This is a genomic window from Bradyrhizobium sp. CFUWI, assembly GCF_056429085.1.
Window position 1 is genome coordinate 1 of the sequence record NZ_JBWJZE010000006.1, and the last position, 17,197, is coordinate 17,197.

At 65.9% G+C, this 17,197-nt stretch carries 13 protein-coding genes; 1 reads left to right on the forward strand and 12 read right to left on the reverse strand.

Translation table 11 applies throughout. The annotated features are described in order from the left end of the window. From AC066S_RS14660 to AC066S_RS14685, 6 genes are all read right to left on the reverse strand, one after another. Positions 1–2,032 (reverse strand): caspase family protein (locus AC066S_RS14660; RefSeq protein ID WP_478270026.1); only part of this gene is annotated, 2,032 nt, incomplete at its 3' end. A gap of 202 nt (positions 2,033–2,234) precedes the next feature. Continuing rightward, positions 2,235–2,762 carry a DUF2846 domain-containing protein gene (locus tag AC066S_RS14665; protein ID WP_478270027.1) on the reverse strand — a complete coding sequence of 176 codons (528 nt, stop codon included), beginning with the start codon at positions 2,760–2,762 and terminating at the stop codon, positions 2,235–2,237. A gap of 144 nt (positions 2,763–2,906) precedes the next feature. After that, positions 2,907–3,650, reverse strand: coding sequence for a carbonic anhydrase (locus tag AC066S_RS14670; protein WP_478270028.1), 744 nt, complete (start codon positions 3,648–3,650; stop codon positions 2,907–2,909). 113 nt (positions 3,651–3,763) lie between these two features. Continuing rightward, on the reverse strand, positions 3,764–7,267 hold the full coding sequence (gene dnaE, locus AC066S_RS14675; RefSeq protein ID WP_478270029.1) for a DNA polymerase III subunit alpha: 3,504 nt from the start codon (positions 7,265–7,267) through the stop codon (positions 3,764–3,766). A gap of 477 nt (positions 7,268–7,744) precedes the next feature. After that, positions 7,745–8,470, reverse strand: a complete 726-nt coding sequence (locus AC066S_RS14680) for an outer membrane protein (RefSeq protein WP_478270030.1) — start codon at positions 8,468–8,470, stop codon at positions 7,745–7,747. 404 nt (positions 8,471–8,874) lie between these two features. Then, complete coding sequence (locus AC066S_RS14685) at positions 8,875–9,660, reverse strand: helix-turn-helix transcriptional regulator (RefSeq protein WP_478270031.1); 786 nt, start codon at positions 9,658–9,660, stop codon at positions 8,875–8,877. Positions 9,661–9,769: 109 nt separating this feature from the next. Between AC066S_RS14685 and AC066S_RS14690 the strand changes: the two genes are divergently transcribed. Then, positions 9,770–10,849, forward strand: a complete 1,080-nt coding sequence (locus AC066S_RS14690; protein WP_478270032.1) for a zinc-binding dehydrogenase — start codon at positions 9,770–9,772, stop codon at positions 10,847–10,849. Positions 10,850–10,943: 94 nt separating this feature from the next. On the opposite strand, the gene AC066S_RS14695 is transcribed toward AC066S_RS14690, so the two are convergent. The 6 genes from AC066S_RS14695 to AC066S_RS14720 form a co-directional block, all read right to left on the reverse strand. Next, positions 10,944–11,645 carry an ABC transporter ATP-binding protein gene (locus AC066S_RS14695; RefSeq protein WP_164718564.1) on the reverse strand — a complete coding sequence of 234 codons (702 nt, stop codon included), beginning with the start codon at positions 11,643–11,645 and terminating at the stop codon, positions 10,944–10,946. A gap of 7 nt (positions 11,646–11,652) precedes the next feature. Continuing rightward, positions 11,653–12,933: a lipoprotein-releasing ABC transporter permease subunit gene (locus AC066S_RS14700; protein WP_478270033.1), complete on the reverse strand. Its 1,281-nt coding sequence runs from the start codon at positions 12,931–12,933 to the stop codon at positions 11,653–11,655. An 88-nt stretch (positions 12,934–13,021) separates the two neighbouring features. Then, positions 13,022–14,341, reverse strand: a complete 1,320-nt coding sequence (gene proS / locus AC066S_RS14705) for a proline--tRNA ligase (protein WP_126257362.1) — start codon at positions 14,339–14,341, stop codon at positions 13,022–13,024. Between the two features lie 143 nt (positions 14,342–14,484). Further along, on the reverse strand, positions 14,485–16,047 hold the full coding sequence (locus AC066S_RS14710) for a copper resistance CopC/CopD family protein (protein ID WP_478270034.1): 1,563 nt from the start codon (positions 16,045–16,047) through the stop codon (positions 14,485–14,487). Then, positions 16,047–16,574, reverse strand: coding sequence for a YcnI family copper-binding membrane protein (locus AC066S_RS14715; protein ID WP_164718563.1), 528 nt, complete (start codon positions 16,572–16,574; stop codon positions 16,047–16,049). The genes AC066S_RS14710 and AC066S_RS14715 overlap by 1 nt, the downstream gene beginning before the upstream one ends. Positions 16,575–16,603: 29 nt before the next feature. After that, entirely contained in the window at positions 16,604–17,137 is a 534-nt protein-coding gene (locus AC066S_RS14720; RefSeq protein WP_126257359.1) for a copper chaperone PCu(A)C, read from the reverse strand. Positions 17,138–17,197 lie beyond the last annotated feature (60 nt).

A 17,197-nucleotide genomic window follows, 5' to 3' on the forward strand; every position in this document is an offset into this window, starting at 1 on the left:
GCGGCGGTGGCGGCGCGAAGCCGAAATCGGGGTCGCTGAAATACAGCACCGGACGGTCGAAATAGACCACCTCCTCCGGCGGCGGTGGCGGCACGTCGTAGTCCAGCATCGTGAAAGTCGGCGGCGGGCCACCAGGGGTCCCGGGGACAGGCAATGTGTTCGCCTGCGGCAGCTTGGCGGGTGCTGGTGGGTGCGGCGTCGCCGCAGCATTGCCAGCCGGCGCCGTCGCGGTCGGACTTGGTGCGGCGTTCGGCGTGGCAGCGCCGGGCACAACCCCCGCCCCCGTCGGCGGAGCGCCCGGAGTCCCCGGCGCCGGCAAGGTATTAGCCTGCGGCGGCTTGGCCACAGCCGGAGGCTGCGCTGTTGTGGCGGGAGCGACATTGGCCGGAGCAGGTGCCGGGATACCCGGCCTCGCCGTCGGCTGGATCGTCGCGCTCGGCGGCATCGGTGCCTTGCCCTGCTGGATCAGCGCGGCGCGCTGCGCGACCGCCTGCGGCACGGCCGGACCTGCCGGATTGGCACGGCCGGCAACCGCCGGCGCCAGATTGGCCGGACCAGGTCCCGGCCCCGCGGCCGGCGCAGGTGCCGGCGGGCGATTGATCACCGTGTTGATCACCGTCGTATTATGGATGTTCTGGTAGATGATGTTGTTGGGCGGCGGCGCGACATAGATCGGGGGCCGGACGAACACCGGAATCGGCACGAACACCGGCTGCGGCAGCACGAACAGGCCGAACACCGGCAGCGGCGGCGCCAGCACGACGAAATCCGGCGGCGGCGGCGGCAGATAATAGACCGGCGGCGGCGGTGGCGGCGCGAAGCCGAAATCGGGGTCGCTGAAATACAGCACCGGACGGTCGAAATAGACCACCTCCTCCGGCGGCGGTGGCGGCACGTCGTAGTCCAGCATCGTGAAAGTCGGCGGCGGCTCGAGCGGCGCAGTCAGGATCGCGAGCCTGCGCCGGGCATCGCCCGCATGCGGCCCGCGCGGATAGCGGCGCAGATACGACCAATAGGCGTCCGGCGTATCGGCGCGATAGGTCCGCCGCCAGGTGATGGCTTCGCGGCGCGCCGCCACGATCGCCATCACGCGCTTTGCGAGCGGATCGCCCGGATAGGCCGCGAGGAATTCCTCATAGGCCGGCAGCGTGTCGCGCGCGAGCGCGGCGGCATAAGCGTCCTGCACGCCGAGATCGCGGATCGGCTTGCTGCGGATTGCGGCGACCTGGTCGGGTGCGGTCTCCGGCGGCGGCGCGTCGGGCCCGCGCTCGAAGAACGAGAACGGCGCCGAGATCTTCTGCTCGTTCCAGGGCACCTGCGCGCCCTTGCTGGCCTCGTTGACGCGCAGGCGGACACGGTCGAACACCTCCGCCAGCGGCAGGCCGCCGGTGCGGATCATCTCGGCCAGCGACTGCGCATAGATGCCGTACGGCCCCGGCTCCTCCGGCGCGACAGTGCCGGGCGCCGCGTTGAACGCGATCAGCATGTTCGCGTCGGGCTCGACCAACGCCAGACCGCCCGCGATCCCGCCCTCGATGAACGGCTGCGCGCGGGCCGCGTCCAGCACAAGGATGTTGGCCTTGAGCGGAATCGCAGCGAGCTGACGCACATAATCGCTGATGCGCAGCGCCTCGGTCGGAATGTCGGTATCGCGCGCGATATTGGAATCGACCGGGATGAAATAGTTCTCGCCGGCAAGCTGCACGCCATAGCCGGCAAGATAGATCATCGCGACGGTTCCCGGCCCCGAGGCCTGGGCTTTCTGGATGAAGTCGCGAAGACTCTTGCGCAGCGTGTCGCCGTCGAGATCGCGCGCTCCGACGACGTCGAAGCCGGCCGCCTGCAGCGTCTGCGCGATCAAGCCGGCATCGTTCGCGGGGGTTGCCAGCGGCGACTTGGCATAGGCGCCGTTGCCGACCACGAGCGCGATGCGCTTTTCCGGCTGCTGCGCGCGGGCCGCGTCCGGCGCGCCGGCGGCAAGGGCCATGATCGGCAGGAGAAGGCAAATGAAGACTCTGAACGTCCCACGCATGGCTTGCTTGCCCGTTATTCTTGTTGCGGTGCCACCACGCATCAGGCGCGCGGCCAGCTGAACGGCACTTGAACGAAAAGCTCGGATTGAGGCGGTGGCGTGGCCGCGCCGCCGCTCGCGTCAGCTCCGCAGCAGCCTCACGGCAACCTCAAGTCAGCGTCGAAACGGCGCAAGGCTCCTTCAGGTCCCTGCGCAGCGCCCCTCACTCCACCGCTTGCAGCTCGGCGAGCTTCGTTCGCGCCGTCGCCTCGTCCAGCGCGACGAGTTCGGCCGGCCCGGGATTGGCCTCGCCCGCCGTCGCGACGGAAACCGCTGCAAGCCCGATCAAGCCGCCGAGGACCGCGCCGCCCGTCGTGGCATCGTGCCTGGGGCTGCTCTTGATGAGATAGAAATGCGTCCGGCCGGCTTCCATCACGATCTCGCGCTTGGTGTCGCCCGGAAACAGCAGCTCCGTCACCAGCAATTCGTGGCGACCTGCCGGCCGATCGGCATAGGCATATTTCCCAGCCACGACCTTGCCGAGCGGCGCACCGTCGAGCTTCACCTCGCAGGCGCAGATGGCCATGCTGAGACCGTTCCGCTTGTCCTGGAGCAGGACGACGCGCGAATGTCCGGCGCGCGGAGGTCCGACTTTCTTTGATACAGAGGCAAAGTCGGTCCCGACCTGATCGCTGACACAGCCCACCAGCATCGCACCGACGGCCAACAACAACGCGCCCCGTCGCAACATCGCACACCCCAGTCCATTCCCCGGGATGCATGCTAGCTGGAATCAGCGACAGGTTGCAACAAGGTCCGACAACCATTGCGGCGATTGCGCAGACCGGGCGTCGGTGCTGCTGCACACGACGCCAGGTGCTCCAAACGCCGGGCTTTAGCCCTGGGCAAGCAACTCGACGGTGCCCGTGCTCAGACGATAGATACCGCCGACCACCTTGAGCTTGCCCTGCTCGACCGCCGCATTGAGGATCGGTGCGGCCGATTTCAGCTTGGCAACGTTGTCGATGACGTTCTGGCGGATGGCGTTGTCGAGCGCGTTGCCGCTCTGCTGGGCCGCGGCCTTCACCGCCGGCGCGATCGCGGAGATCAGCGTGGGGATGTGTCCGGGCGGCGGCTTGTCGTCCTTCAGCGACTTGATCGTGGCGTCGACGGCGCCGCAATTGTCGTGGCCGAGCACCAGGATCAGCGGCGTGCCGAGCACGGCGACGGTGTATTCCATGCTCGCAACGGTCTCGTCGCCGGCAAAATTTCCGGCGATGCGGCACACGAACAGATCGCCGCGTCCGCTGTCGAAGGCATATTCGGGCGCAATCCGCGAATCGGCGCAGCTCAGAACGGCTGCGTAGGGATTTTGACCGCCGACCAGAACCTCGCGCTCATGCTTGAAATCGTGGCGGCGCGACACGCCCGACACGTAGCGCGAATTGCCCTCCATCAACCGCTTCAGCGCCGCATCGGGCGACAGCACGTTCTGGGGTTTCGGCGGCGCCTTCGCCTCCTTGGCCGACGCGGCCCCGCCAAACGCCGCGGCCCCCAGCGCGGAGGCGGCGAAAAGCATCATCGAACGGCGGGAGGGAGCGAGCGATTGATCGGGATTTTCACAGCATTTGTCACACATGGTTGTTCTTCCTTGTTTCGCGCCGGGAAACAACTGATAGCTGTGCCCGGCACAGTTCGAAACCATGCGTGAGTCTGATAGTTAAGCTTTGGTTTGCGGCGGTGCAGGCAGCGTCAGATCTGCTGCACGTCCACCACGCCCGCGACCGCCTTGATCGCGCCGGCGATCTGCGGCGAGACCTTGAAGCGGCCGGGCAGCTTCATCTCGACCTCGGTCTCGAGGTCGAGCATCATCACCAGCGAGACCTCGCCGTCGCCATTTCCGCGCGGCGCGATGCCCGGACTGCCGACCTTCGGCGCAGCGCCGTTTGCAGCCGCCATATCGGGGCCGGCCAGACGCTTGGCGATCGACTCCAACGGCTTGGTATCGCGCACGAAGATGCGCAGGCCCTTCTGCGTCTTGGCGGCGGCATCGTCGAGCGGCTCGGCATGCAGCACGCGGGCGCGGACGTCCTCGCCCTGCAGCTCGGCGCCCAGTTGCAGCAGCACGGCGGCGCCCGGCTCCAGCACGTCGCGATATTGCGCGAGGCCTTCGGAGAACAGCACCGCCTCGAAATGGCCCGTGGGATCGGAGAGTCCCATGATGCCCATCTTGTTGCCGGTCTTGGTGCGCCGCTCCATGCGCGAGACCACGGTGGCGGCGACCTTGCCGGCGGTGGCGCCGGTCTTCACCGCGCGCGAGAATTCCGCCCAGCTCTGCACCCGCAGCCGCTTCAGCACGGTGGCATAATCGTCGAGCGGATGGCCCGACAGGAAGAAGCCGACGGCGTCGTATTCGCGGCGGAGCTTCTCGGCCGGCAGCCAGGGTTCGATCTGCGGCAGCATGATGGTCGGCGCATCCGCCGACATCCCGAACATGTCGTTCTGGCCGATGGTCTCGGCCTGATGCGCGCGCTGGCAGGCGGCCAGGATCGAGTCCGCGCCGGCGAAGACGCGGGCGCGGTTCGGCTCCAGCGTGTCGAAGGCGCCGGCGGCGGCTAGACTTTCGATGATGCGCTTGTTGATCGCGCGCGGATTGACCCGCGCGGCGAAGTCGGCGAGCGAGGTGAACAATCCGCGCTTGGTGCGCTCCTCGATGATCTGCTCGATCGCCTGGATGCCGACGCCCTTGAGCGCTGCGAGCGCGTAGTAGATCGTCTTCTCGCCGACCTCGAAGGTCGCGCCGGAGCGGTTGATGTTCGGCGGCTCGACCTTGATGCCGAGGCGCTGCGCCTCGGAGCGGAATTCGGAGAGCTTGTCGGTGTTGTTGAGATCGAGCGTCATCGACGCCGCGATGAACTCCACCGGGTAATGCGCCTTCATGTAGGCGGTGTGGTAGGACACCAGCGCGTAGGCTGCCGCATGGCTCTTGTTGAAGCCGTAATCGGCGAACTTGGCGAGCAGCTCGAAGATGGTCTCGGCCTGCCCCTTCGGCACGCCGTTCTTCACCGCGCCGGCGACGAAGATGTCGCGCTGCTTGTCCATCTCGGCGCGGATCTTCTTGCCCATGGCGCGGCGCAGCAGGTCGGCGTCGCCGAGCGAATAGCCCGACATCACCTGCGCGATCTGCATCACCTGTTCCTGGTAGATGATGACGCCGAAGGTCTCCTTCAGGATCGGCTCCAGCACGGGATGCAGATATTCCGGCTCCTCGTCGCCGTGCTTGCGCGCGCAATAAGTCGGGATGTTCGCCATCGGGCCCGGCCGATACAGCGCCACCAGCGCGATGATGTCCTCGAAACGGTCCGGGCGCATGTCGACCAGCGCGCGCCGCATGCCCTGGCTTTCAACCTGGAACACCCCGACCACCTCGCCGCGGGCCAGCATCTGGTAGCTCTCGGCATCGTCGATCGGCAGCGTGGCGAGATCGACATGGATGCCGCGCGGCTTCAACAGCTTCACCGCGACGTCGAGGACGGTGAGCGTCTTCAGGCCGAGGAAGTCGAATTTGACGAGGCCGGCCGGCTCGACCCATTTCATGTTGAACTGGGTCACGGGCATGTCGGATTTGGGATCGCGGTAGAGCGGCACGAGCTCGCTCAACGGGCGATCGCCGATCACGATGCCGGCGGCGTGGGTCGAGGCGTGCCGCGTCAGGCCTTCGAGGCGCTGCGCGATGTCGAAGGCGCGCGCCACGATCGGATCTTCGTCGCGGAACGCCTGGAGCTTCGGCTCGCTCTCGATCGCGGCCGCAAGGGTCACCGGTGCGGCCGGATTCTGCGGCACCAGCTTGGTCAGCTTGTCGACCTGGCCATAGGGCATTTGCAGCACGCGGCCGACGTCGCGCAGCACGCCGCGCGCCTGCAGCGTTCCGAAGGTGATGATCTGCGCGACCTGGTCGCGGCCGTAGCGCTCCTGGACGTACCTGATCACCTCGCCGCGGCGGTCCTGGCAGAAGTCGATGTCGAAGTCCGGCATCGAGACGCGTTCGGGATTGAGGAAGCGCTCGAACAGCAGGCCGAACCTGATCGGATCGAGGTCTGTGATGGTCAGCGCCCAGGCAACCAGCGAGCCCGCGCCCGAGCCGCGGCCCGGCCCGACCGGAATGCCCTGGCTCTTCGCCCATTTGATGAAGTCGGACACGATCAGGAAGTAGCCCGCGTATTTCATGCGCATGATGACGTCGAGCTCGAACGCCAGGCGCTTGTTGTAATCTTCTTCGGTTGTGCCTTGCGACAGGCCGTGGATGCTGAGACGCTTTGCGAGCCCCTCCTCCGCCTGGCGCTTCAATTCCGCCGCCTCGACTGCGGCAGCGTCCGAGCTCTGCGCGGCGCCGACGGTAAAGAGCGGCAGGATCGGCTTGCGCGTCATCGGGCGGAAGGAGCAGCGCTCGGCGATCTCCACCGTCGAGGCCAGCGCCTCGGGAATGTCGGCGAACAGCACCGCCATCTCGGCGCGCGTCTTGAAGCGATGATCGGGCGTGAGCTGCTCGCGCTCGGTCTCGGCGATCAGCCGCCCGCCGGCGATGCAGAGCAGCGCGTCATGCGCCTCGTAATCGTCGGTCGTTGCGAAATAAGGCTCGTTGGTCGCGACCAGCGGCAGGCCCCTGGCATAGGCGATGTCGATCAAGCCGCTCTCGACGCGCCGCTCCTTCTCGGTGTTGTGACGCTGCAATTCGATGTAGAGGCGATCGCCGAACAGGCCGGCCAGACGCTCGCAGCGCAAGGCCGCGAGCTCGGCATGACCGCCGGCAAGCGCCAGCGAGATCGGCCCGTCCGGTCCACCCGTCAGCGCGATCAGGCCTTCGGTCTCGCCCTCGAGCCAGTCGAACTTGATGTGGGAGGCATGGGTGTCGGGCGTCTCCAGGAACGCGCGCGAGTTCAGTCGCATCAGGCTGCGATAGCCGCGCTCCTGCGCCGCCAGCAGCACCACGCGCGACGGCCCCATCGCGTTGCGCGCATTCGGATCCTGATCGCCGAAATCGATCGCCAGCTCGCAGCCGACGATCGGCTGGATGCCGGAACTCGCCATCTTGTCGGAGAACTCCAGCGCGCCGAACATGTTGTCGGTGTCGGTCAGCGCCAGGGCCGGCTGGTGGTCTTTCTTGGCAAGCTCGGCGAGCTTGCCGATCTTGATCGAGCCCTTGAGCAGCGAATAGGCCGAGTGAACGTGTAGGTGGACAAATCCGGCGCTCGGCATGGTCGCGTGACGGCCTCTTGCAGATGGAATGGAGCGGTCGCCGGCGCCTCAAGGCATCATGCACCCGCATCTGCCCTCTCCTGCCGACTCGCCTCGCAATGGTGAGGTGCCGCAGCTTCAGAGTCCACGCCCGAGCGGCCAATTGGCCGCGCCGTCCTGCTTTTCCCCAAGGGCCAACGTGGGCTCCCGCCCTGGAGCGCCGCAATCAGAGCTGCGGTATGACTTGAGCCCAGATCGCGATCATCCCGACGAACAGCGTGATCGACGCCAGTGCGGCGGCTTCTTCGACGAAAACCCTGAACATGCCTCGCTCCCTTGCTAGAACGTATGAAGAACATTGTTCTCATTTTGTTCTGACGAGTCAAGCGCGGCAGACGGCCTCCAAGGGCAATGGTTAACTCGATGAATTCACACAATAAAAAAGCCCCGGCCAAGGCCGGGGCTTCTCGACGAGCGCTCCGAGAAGAGCGATCGGTCTCAGTAACGGCCGAGCACCGGGCCGCCGAACTTGTAGTTCAGGCGGACGAGGCCCATGTCGACGTCCTGCTTGATGCGGTCGGTACCCGCCAGGCCTGCGAAAGTGACGTCCTTGTCCTGCAGGAAGATGTGGTTGTACTCGACGCCAACCGACCAGTTCGGCGCAAAACCGTACTCGAGGCCGGCACCGACCGTACCGCCCCAACGGGTCTGGTCGTTCGACGACAGCAGCGCGCCTGAGGCCGTGCTGAACACGTCGTACTTGACGCCGACCACAGCCGCACCGCCCTTGACGTAGAGCAGGACGTTGTTCCAGGCGTAGCCGACCTGACCGGTGATCAGACCGAACGAATCGATCTTCGAGCGGTTGCGAGTGGCGAACAGCGCGCTGACATTGTCGCCCGAGAAGTCGGCCCAGTTGCCCTGACCTTCCACGCCGAACACCCACTGGCCGGACTGCCAGCGATAGCCGATCTGGCCACCGACCGTGCCGCCGGTCGCATCGTGCGAACCCTCACGGCCGCCGCCGACGAGATCCCAAGTGGAGTGCGACGAACCACCGCCGCCGTTGATACCGATGTAGAAGCCGCTCCAGTCGTAAACCGCAGCGAGCGCCGCCGGCGGCGCCTTGGTGTAGGGCCGCGCCGCGAGGTCAGCAGCCAGCGCCGGCGCCGCCGCGCTCAGCGCGACCAAGCTCACAGCAGCAAGCAACAAATTCTTCTTCATTTGATTCCCGTTCCAGTTTCTTCAGAGGCCCCCGGGCCGTGCCGTCGTCATAACAGCGATCGACAGAATTGCTGTAACCTCGACGCAACAGTTCGCGCCAAAGGCCCGCGCTTCATTAATGAAGATTTATCAGGGCGCGTCCGAAACCCTTTGAAACAAGTGTTTTCTGTAGTTCCAATGTTCGCTCGAGGGCGTCAGCTGCGTACGCGCGTAACGACGTCGCGCGCACATTCGCGTGATGCCGAATTGAGAATGCTAGATGAATTGCTCTGCCCATTGTCGCCACATTTTTCGCTCGCGCTCGCCACATTTGCGCGCGCGTCGAGCGCATCACACCGGCGCGCGCTGGCCGCGGGCGGTGAACAGGCCTGCCAATCAGTCTTCAGAAGTTGAAGCCTGCCCCGTCAGTCCCCACCCTCGACCGGCGTGTAAATCACCAGCTTCAGCGCGGGGTCATCGTTGGCCTGGAAGCTGGTGTGCTCGAACCGGAGCAGGCCCCTGGTCGGATGGTTCATGGTCTTGAGGCCGGACATCGTGCTGCGGATGTCGTGGGCTTCCCACCATTTGACGAATTCCGGGCTGCCCTGGCGCAGCCGCGTCAGCAGCTCCGTAAAGGCGGGATCGCCGGCCCAGACGTCATGGGTGGCGCGGAACATCGCGACCATGCTTTTCGCAACCTCGGTCCAGGTCGCACCGTAGAACTTTCGCATCTGCTTGTTGGTCATCACCAGCAGCAGCGTGTTGCGATCCTGCTCCGGCAACTGCCCGAAGGCGAAGATGTCCTCGGCGGCCTCGTTCCAGGCCAGCACGTCCCAGCGCCGCCCGGTGACATAGGCCGGCTGGTTCAGGCTCGCGATCATCCGCCGGATCGGCGGCGGCACGATCTCGCGCGTGAACGCGCCTCTGGCACCGTCACGCGCCAATGCCTTCAGGTGCGCGTGCTCGGCCTTGCTGAGACGGAGCGCGCGGGCCAGCGCGTCGATGGTGGTGACGGACGGGCTGACAGTGCGGCCCTGCTCGAGGCGGATGTACCAGTCGACGCCGATGCCGGCGAGCTGCGCGACCTCCTCGCGGCGCAGCCCCGCGGTGCGCCGGCGGCGGCCAGCCGGAAGCCCGACGGTCTTCGGCGACAGCTTTTCGCGGCGGGACCTGAGAAAATCGCCGAATTCGACGCGGCGCGGGTCGGCCATCGCTGTCGCTCCTGCATGGAGGGCCTCTGCAATACTAGGATAATACCAGGCCTTTTTGTTCCCTCCAAGGCGGCGCATATCGCCATCACCCGACGTCGAGGTGAACATCATGAAAGCTGCCGTGCTCGAATCCTTCGGTTCGCCGCTGGCGATCGAGAATGTCCCCGAGCCGGTGCTCGGCACCGGCGAGGTCATCGTCGATGTCGTCGCCACGCGCGTGTTGTCGTACATGAACGAAGTCTTGGACGGGACGCGCAATTACTCACTCGACCTGCCGATCATCCCGGGTCCTGGCGGCATCGGCCGGGTGCGCGCGATCGGCCCGGACGCAACCAGACTCAGCGTCGGCGACTGGGTGTTCTGCGATCCGACGGTGCGTTCGCGCGACGACGCGGCGGCGCCCGACATCGAGCTGCAAGGGCTCACCGCCGCCGGTCCCGGCGGCATGCGCCTGCAACAGCATTTTCGCCACGGCTCGTTTGCCGAGCAGATGCGCCTGCCGACCGAGAACGTCAAACGGATCGGCACGATCACGTCCGAGGAAGCGGCGCAATGGTGCGCGCTGGGCACGCTGCTGGTGCCTTACGGCGGCTTCCTCGCTACGAACCTGCGGCCAGGCGAGACCGTGCTGGTGAGCGGGGCCACCGGCAATTTCGGCAGCGCAGCCGTCTCCGTCGCGCTGGCGATGGGCGCCGCCTGCGTGGTCGCACCGGGCCGCAACGAGACGATCCTCGCCGATCTCGTCCGCCGCTTCGGCCCGCGGGTGAAGCCGGTCAAGCTCACTGGCGATGAGGTCGATGACCGCGAGGCGATGAAGCGCGCAGCGCCCGGCCCGATCGACTGCGTGCTCGACATCATGCCGCCCTCGGTCAGCCCGACCGTGGTGCGGGCCGCGATCATGACCGTGCGCCCCTATGGACGCGTCGCACTGATGGGCGGCGTCGGCATGGCCGGCGGCGCGGGGCTCGAGTTGCCCTACCCCTGGATCATGCGCAACTGCATCAGCATCCACGGCGTCTGGATGTACCCGCCGGATGCCGCGAGCCGCCTGATCGCGCTGGTGCGCGCGGGACTGCTCAGGCTGGAGGAATACGAGACGACGGCCTTCGACCTCGATCATGCCAACGAGGCCGTGGCGCACGCCGCCGCCAATGGCGGGCCGTTCAAGATGACGGTGATCCGGCCTTGACCGCTTGCGGCGCGGCCGTGCGCGATCGCCGATTTTTTTCGCAAGTCCCGCCAGGCACTTGGCTACTGTGCATGGGGTTGTTTTCGCGGTTTTGTCAGTCGAGCTCGACCACCTGGCCGTTCGACAGCGACACGCGCCGGTCCATGCGGCCGGCGAGCTCCATGTTGTGGGTCGCGATCAGCATCGACACTCTGGTCGCCTTGACCAGCTGCATCAGGGCCTGGAACACGTGATCGGCCGTATGCGGATCGAGGTTGCCGGTCGGCTCGTCCGCGAACAGCACCCGCGGCGCATTGGCAACCGCACGGGCGATCGCGACGCGCTGCTGCTCGCCGCCCGACAGCTCGGCGGGGCGATGGGTGATGCGCTCGCCGAGGCCGAGATAGCCGAGGATCTCCTTGGCGCGCGTGACGCTCTCGGACTTCTTCAGGCCACGGATCATCTGCGGCAGCATGACGTTCTCGAGCGCGGAGAACTCCGGCAACAGCCGGTGCGACTGGTAGACGAAGCCGATATCGGTGCGGCGCAGCTGGGTGCGTTCGATATCGGGCAGCTGCGAGGTCGGCGCGCCGTTGACATAGACCTCACCGGAATCCGGCGCCTCGAGCAGCCCTGCGATGTGCAGCAGCGTGGACTTGCCGGAGCCCGACGGAGCCACCAGCGCGACCGATTGACCGGCCCACAGCGCCAGCTTGGCGCCGTCCAAAATCGTCAGCGGCACCTCGCCCTGCAAGTACTGCCGCTTTATCTCGTGGAGATAAATGACCGGTACATCGTCAGCCCCCTGCTGCTCCATCAGCCCCTCACTCGTACCGCAGCGCTTCGACGGGATCGAGGCGCGCGGCGCGCCACGACGGATACAGCGTCGCCAGGAACGACAGCGTCAGCGCCATGATGACGACGGCCGTGGTTTCGCCGATGTCGATTTCGGCAGGCAGCTTCGACAGGAAATAGAGCTCCGGCGAGAACAGCTCGGTGCTGGTCAGCCAGGACAGGAATTGCCGGATCGATTCGATGTTGAGGCAGATCACGAGCCCGACGAAGAAGCCGACCAGCGTGCCGACCACGCCGATCGAGGCGCCCGTGATCAGGAAGATCCGCATGATCGATCCCTGCGAGGCGCCCATCGTGCGCAGGATCGCGATGTCGCTGCCCTTGTCCTTCACCAGCATGATCAGGCCGGACACGATGTTGAGCGCCGCGACCAGCACGATCATGGTCAGGATCAGGAACATCACGTTGCGCTCGACCTGGAGCGCGTTGAAGAAGGTCGAGTTGCGCTGCCGCCAATCGACCAGGAACACCGGACGTCCCGCGGCCTCCGTCACCGCCTTGCGGAAGGCGTCGATCCTGTCGGGGTTGGTGGTGAACACCTCGATCGAGGTGACGTCGTTGCTGCGGTTGAAATAGGCCTGCGCTTCGGCAAGCGGCATGAACACGAAGCCGAGATCGTATTCGGACATGCCGATCTCGAACACCGCGACGATCTTGTACGGCTTGATGCGCGGCGTCGTGCCCATCGGGGTGACCGCGCCCTTCGGCGCCACCAGCGTGATGCTGTCGCCGGCATGCAGCGAGAGCTGGTCGGCGAGGCGCCGGCCGATCGCCACGCCCTGCCCCTCGTCGAAGCCTTCGAGCGAGCCCTGCTTGATGTTCTTGGCGATCGAGGTGAGGTTGTTGAGGTCGTCGGAGCGGATGCCGCGCACCAGGACGCCCGAGGCGTTCCATGGCGACGATGCCAGCGCCTGGCCGTCCACCACGGGCGCGGCGAGCCGGATGCCCCCGACCTGGCTGAGGCGGTCGGCGACATCCTTCCAGTCGGTCAGCGGCGATTCCAGCGGCTGCACCAGGATGTGGCCGTTGAGCCCGAGGATCTTGTCGAGCAACTCTTTGCGGAAACCGTTCATCACGGCCATGACGATGATCAGCGTCGCCACGCCCAGCATGATGCCGAGAAAGGAGAACCCGGCGATGACCGAGATGAATCCCTCCTTGCGGCGCGCCCGCAAATAGCGCGCCGACAGCATCCACTCGAATGGCGCAAAAGGCGCGGTCTGCACGGTTTTGGTCATGGTCTCATCCATCGCTCGATAATCCCATGATTCGGGGTCAATTGTGGCCGGATTGGCGGCCGCGATCTTGCGATGAACAATATTCAGCCGACCAGCCTTATCAGCCCACAAGTCTTGCGACCGCGTCCGCAGGCGACATGGTCTCGCGGGAGCCGTCACTTCGCCGCTTGATCTCGACCTTGCCGTCGGCAAGCCCCTTCGGCCCGATCATGATCTGCCAGGGAATGCCGATCAGGTCGGCGGCGGCGAACTTGGCGCCGGCGCGCTGGTCGGTGTCGTCATAGAGCACGTCGACGCCCTTGGCGGTGAGCTCGGCATAAAGCTTCTCGCAGGCCGCATCGACGGCGGCATCGCCCTGCTTGAGGTTGAGGATCGAGACGCGGAACGGCGCCACCGCCTCCGGCCATTTGATGCCGGCATCGTCATGGCAGGCCTCGATGATGGCACCCAACAGGCGCGAGACGCCGACGCCGTAGGACCCGCCATGGATCGGCACGTCGACGCCGTCGGGCCCTGCCACCAGCGCCTTCATCGGCTCGGAATACTTGGTGCCGAAGTAGAAGATCTGCCCGACCTCGATGCCGCGGGTGTTCACCCGCTTGTCCGCGGGCACCTCCTGCTCGAAGCGCGCGGCGTCGTGGACGTCTTCGGTCGCGGCATAGAGCGAGGTCCATTGCTTGATGATCGGCGTCAGGTCGTTCTCGTAGTCGACATCCTCACCCGGCACCGGCAGGTCCAGCACGTCGCGATTGATGAAGACGCCGGATTCGCCGGTCTCCGCCAGCACGATGAATTCGTGGCTGAGGTCGCCGCCGATCGGGCCGGTCTCGGCGCGCATCGGAATCGCCTTCAGCCCCATCCGCGCAAAGGTGCGCAAATAGGCAACGAACATCTTGTTGTAGGCGACGCGCGCTGCGGCCTCGTTGAGGTCGAATGAATAGGCGTCCTTCATCAGGAACTCGCGGCCGCGCATCACGCCGAAACGCGGACGCTGCTCGTCGCGGAATTTCCATTGGATATGATAGAGATTGAGCGGGAGGCTCTTGTAGGACTTCACATAGGCGCGAAAGATCTCGGTGATCATTTCCTCGTTGGTCGGCCCGTACAGGAGCTCGCGCTTGTGGCGATCGGCGATGCGCAGCATCTCCGGGCCATAGGCGTCGTAGCGGCCGCTCTCGCGCCAGAGATCGGCCAGCTGGAGCGTCGGCATCAAAACCTCGATCGCGCCGGAGCGATCCTGCTCCTCGCGCACGATCTGCTCGATCTTCTTGAGCACGCGGAAGCCGAGCGGCAGCCAGGCGTAAATGCCGGCCGCCTCCTGCCGGATCATGCCGGCGCGCAGCATCAGCCGATGCGAGACGATCTCCGCCTCTTTCGGATTTTCCTTCAGGATGGGCAGAAAGAACCGCGACAACCGCATGGCAATACTCTGGGAATCAGTGATCGGTTGCAGTGAAACCGGATTGAGAGCGAAAATACAAGACCGGGAATGAGGAAAAGCCGCTAAGCAGCGGAATTCCTGTCATTTTTCCTTCGGACTTCAGGTTCAGCGCGAACCGCGCCTTAACGCGAAGTGACGTCGAGTTCATCCTCGAGCGTGATTTGCTCGAAGTCGCTCACCAGTGCGTCGATCCGCGCGTGCCAGCGGCCGGCAAAGGGAAGCTCGACCTTGCGCACATGCCAGTGGCCGTCCGGCCCCAGCGCGGCCTTCCGCTCCATCGGCTCGATGCCGCGCTCGGGCAGGCTCAGCGTCAACGTCGTCTCCCGTGCCGCCAGCGGACTCCCCTCGCCGTTCATGAGCTGGAGCACGAAGTCATTGATCCCCGGCTTGCCGGGCGAGACCAGGACTTGGAACATCGCCTTGTCGCTGTGGATGTGGATCGCCAGCGGCGTCTCGGGAACGATGGTCCGCGGCGGCGGCGTGAAGCGCCAGCCGGCGACGACGGCCAGGATGGCCAGCGCGATGGCGCATTCGGCCAAGATCGAGCGCTTGAGCGCGGGCGTCCCTGTCCCGTCCCGGGCCAGCGCCGGTGTGAGCCGGAACCGGTTTAGCGCGGCCAGCGCCAGCAATCCCGTGACGAGAACGAGCTTGCTCGCGAGGATCAGTCCGTAACGGGTCTCCACCAACGCTCCCGGCTTTTCGAGCTGCACGATTGCGAGAGCGAGGCCGGTCACGGCCAGCACACCGACCGCCAGCGCAGCGATGCGGGAAAAGCGGTTCACGATTGGGAGCGGCGGTGTCGTCGGATGCGAGACCAGGGCGACGAGCGGCGCAAGCGCACCGATCCAGATGGCGACACCGAGGCCGTGAAGAAAGATCGCCGGACGCATTAGCGCCTCCGGCGGGGCGGTTGCGGCGTGCCCAGTCATGGCGAGCGACAGCCCGACGCCGACCAAGGCCACGATCGCAAGTGCGTGCGCATACCGCGCGCTTCGCAGCGCCATTAGCGCCAGCAGCACCGCCGCGATGGCGACCAGCAGGGCGGGACCGGCACTCGCCCCGAGCGCGACTTTCCAGGGTGCGGCGGTCGTGAGAGCTGTTAGCGGCAGGCCGAGAAGGTCGAGGCCCAACGTGCCGAGAGACGCTGCAGCACCAAGGATACCGATGGCGATCGCCATGCGCGGCGCGGCCATGCCGATCATCGACCATGCGATCCAGCGCGCGAAGAACACGCCGCCGACGCCGACGAACAGCCCGAGATAGAGGCCGACGCGCGCCAGCCAGATCAGCGCATTCACCTCGCCGTCAACCGCGGCGGGGAGCTTCGTCGCCGTCGGCATGCCGATCGAGAAGATCACCGAGCCGACGACCGGATGGCCGTCCTGCGAGATCACGCGATAGCTGACGACCGCGGTGCCCTCAGGCAGATCCGCAGGCATCGCCACCGAAATCGTCTCGCCGGATGCGCTGATACCTACGTCGTCCCGCGCTCTGCCGGCACCGTCGATCAGCCGGATCGCACCGGGCGTCACAGCCTCGTTGAAGCGCAGCTCCACCGCCTTGGGCGCGGCCGCGAGCATGCTCCCGCTCGGCGGCTCGACCGAGATCAGCGCTGCATGCGCCCACGCCGCGCTCGCCAATCCGGCGGCGAACAGCAGGGTCGCGAGCGCGGCGAAGAAGCGCATCAGGATTTCGGCAGCAGCTTCACGCCCGGCGCCGGCGACTTGCCCTCGGACTTGCCCTGATGCGAATGCCCTGCTCCCTCGGTCGGGATTTCGATCCAGCGGCTGACGCCGGTCTCGCATTCCTGGACGACGGGGAAGTATAGGGTGGTGTTCGGCTTGAGCTTGTCGGTCAGGACCGTATGCATGACGAACTCGTCATAGTGCTTGTCCGGCAGCTTGCCGCCGGACCACGCCACCTCCTTGACGCCGGAGGAGAGCTTGTTGCCGTGATAGTCGTATTCGACGGCATATTTGCCCTCGACGACATCGACGTTCCAGCCCGCCTTCGGCATCGGCTTCACCGCGATCACCCCTTCCGGGACCTGCACACGGATCTTCACCGTCGGCGAGCCCGCGCAACCGTGCGGCACGGTGAACACAGCCTTGTAGGAAGCACCGACCGTCGCTTGCTTGGTCTCGAGCGACACGTGCGCCGCCGCCGGCGAGGCAGCGAGCGCGGCAACCAGGAACAGGCAGGCTCTCTTCATGTTCGGTCTCCCGGGAATCGAGATCGATCTCATTTCATTTTCATTCCCGAATGATCCGGCATCTTCTTCATGTCCATGTGACCCGAATGCCCGGCATCGCCGGGGGCCTGCGCGCCGACGCCCTGGACGTCGAGGGAGACGGCGACCTTGCCGGCCTTCTCGAATTGCAGCGTCACCGGCACCTTGTCACCCTGCTTGAACGGGCCCTTCAGCTCCTGGAGCATCAAATGATTGCCGCCGGGCGCGAGCTTCACCGTCTTGCCGGGATCGACCACCAGCCCCTTGTCGAGTGCGCGCATCTTCATCACGCCGTTATCCATCGCCATCTCGTGGATCTCGGCCTTGCCGGCGATGTCGGCGGACACGCCGACCAGCCTGTCCGGCGCCGTCCCCTTGTTCTCGATGACGAGATAGCCGCCGGCAACCTTTGCGCCGCCCGGGGTCGCACGGCTCCAGGCCTGCGAGATGACGAGATCGCCGGCCTTGACGTCGTCGGCCAATGCAGCCGCGCTGCCGCTTAGCAGAATGGCGATGGCGAAAAGTGTTTGTCTGGTCCTGTTCATTTTGGTTCCCTCGTGGTTGATCTGGCCGATCGCGTAAGGTTGTTTCAGCGAGCCCGCAGC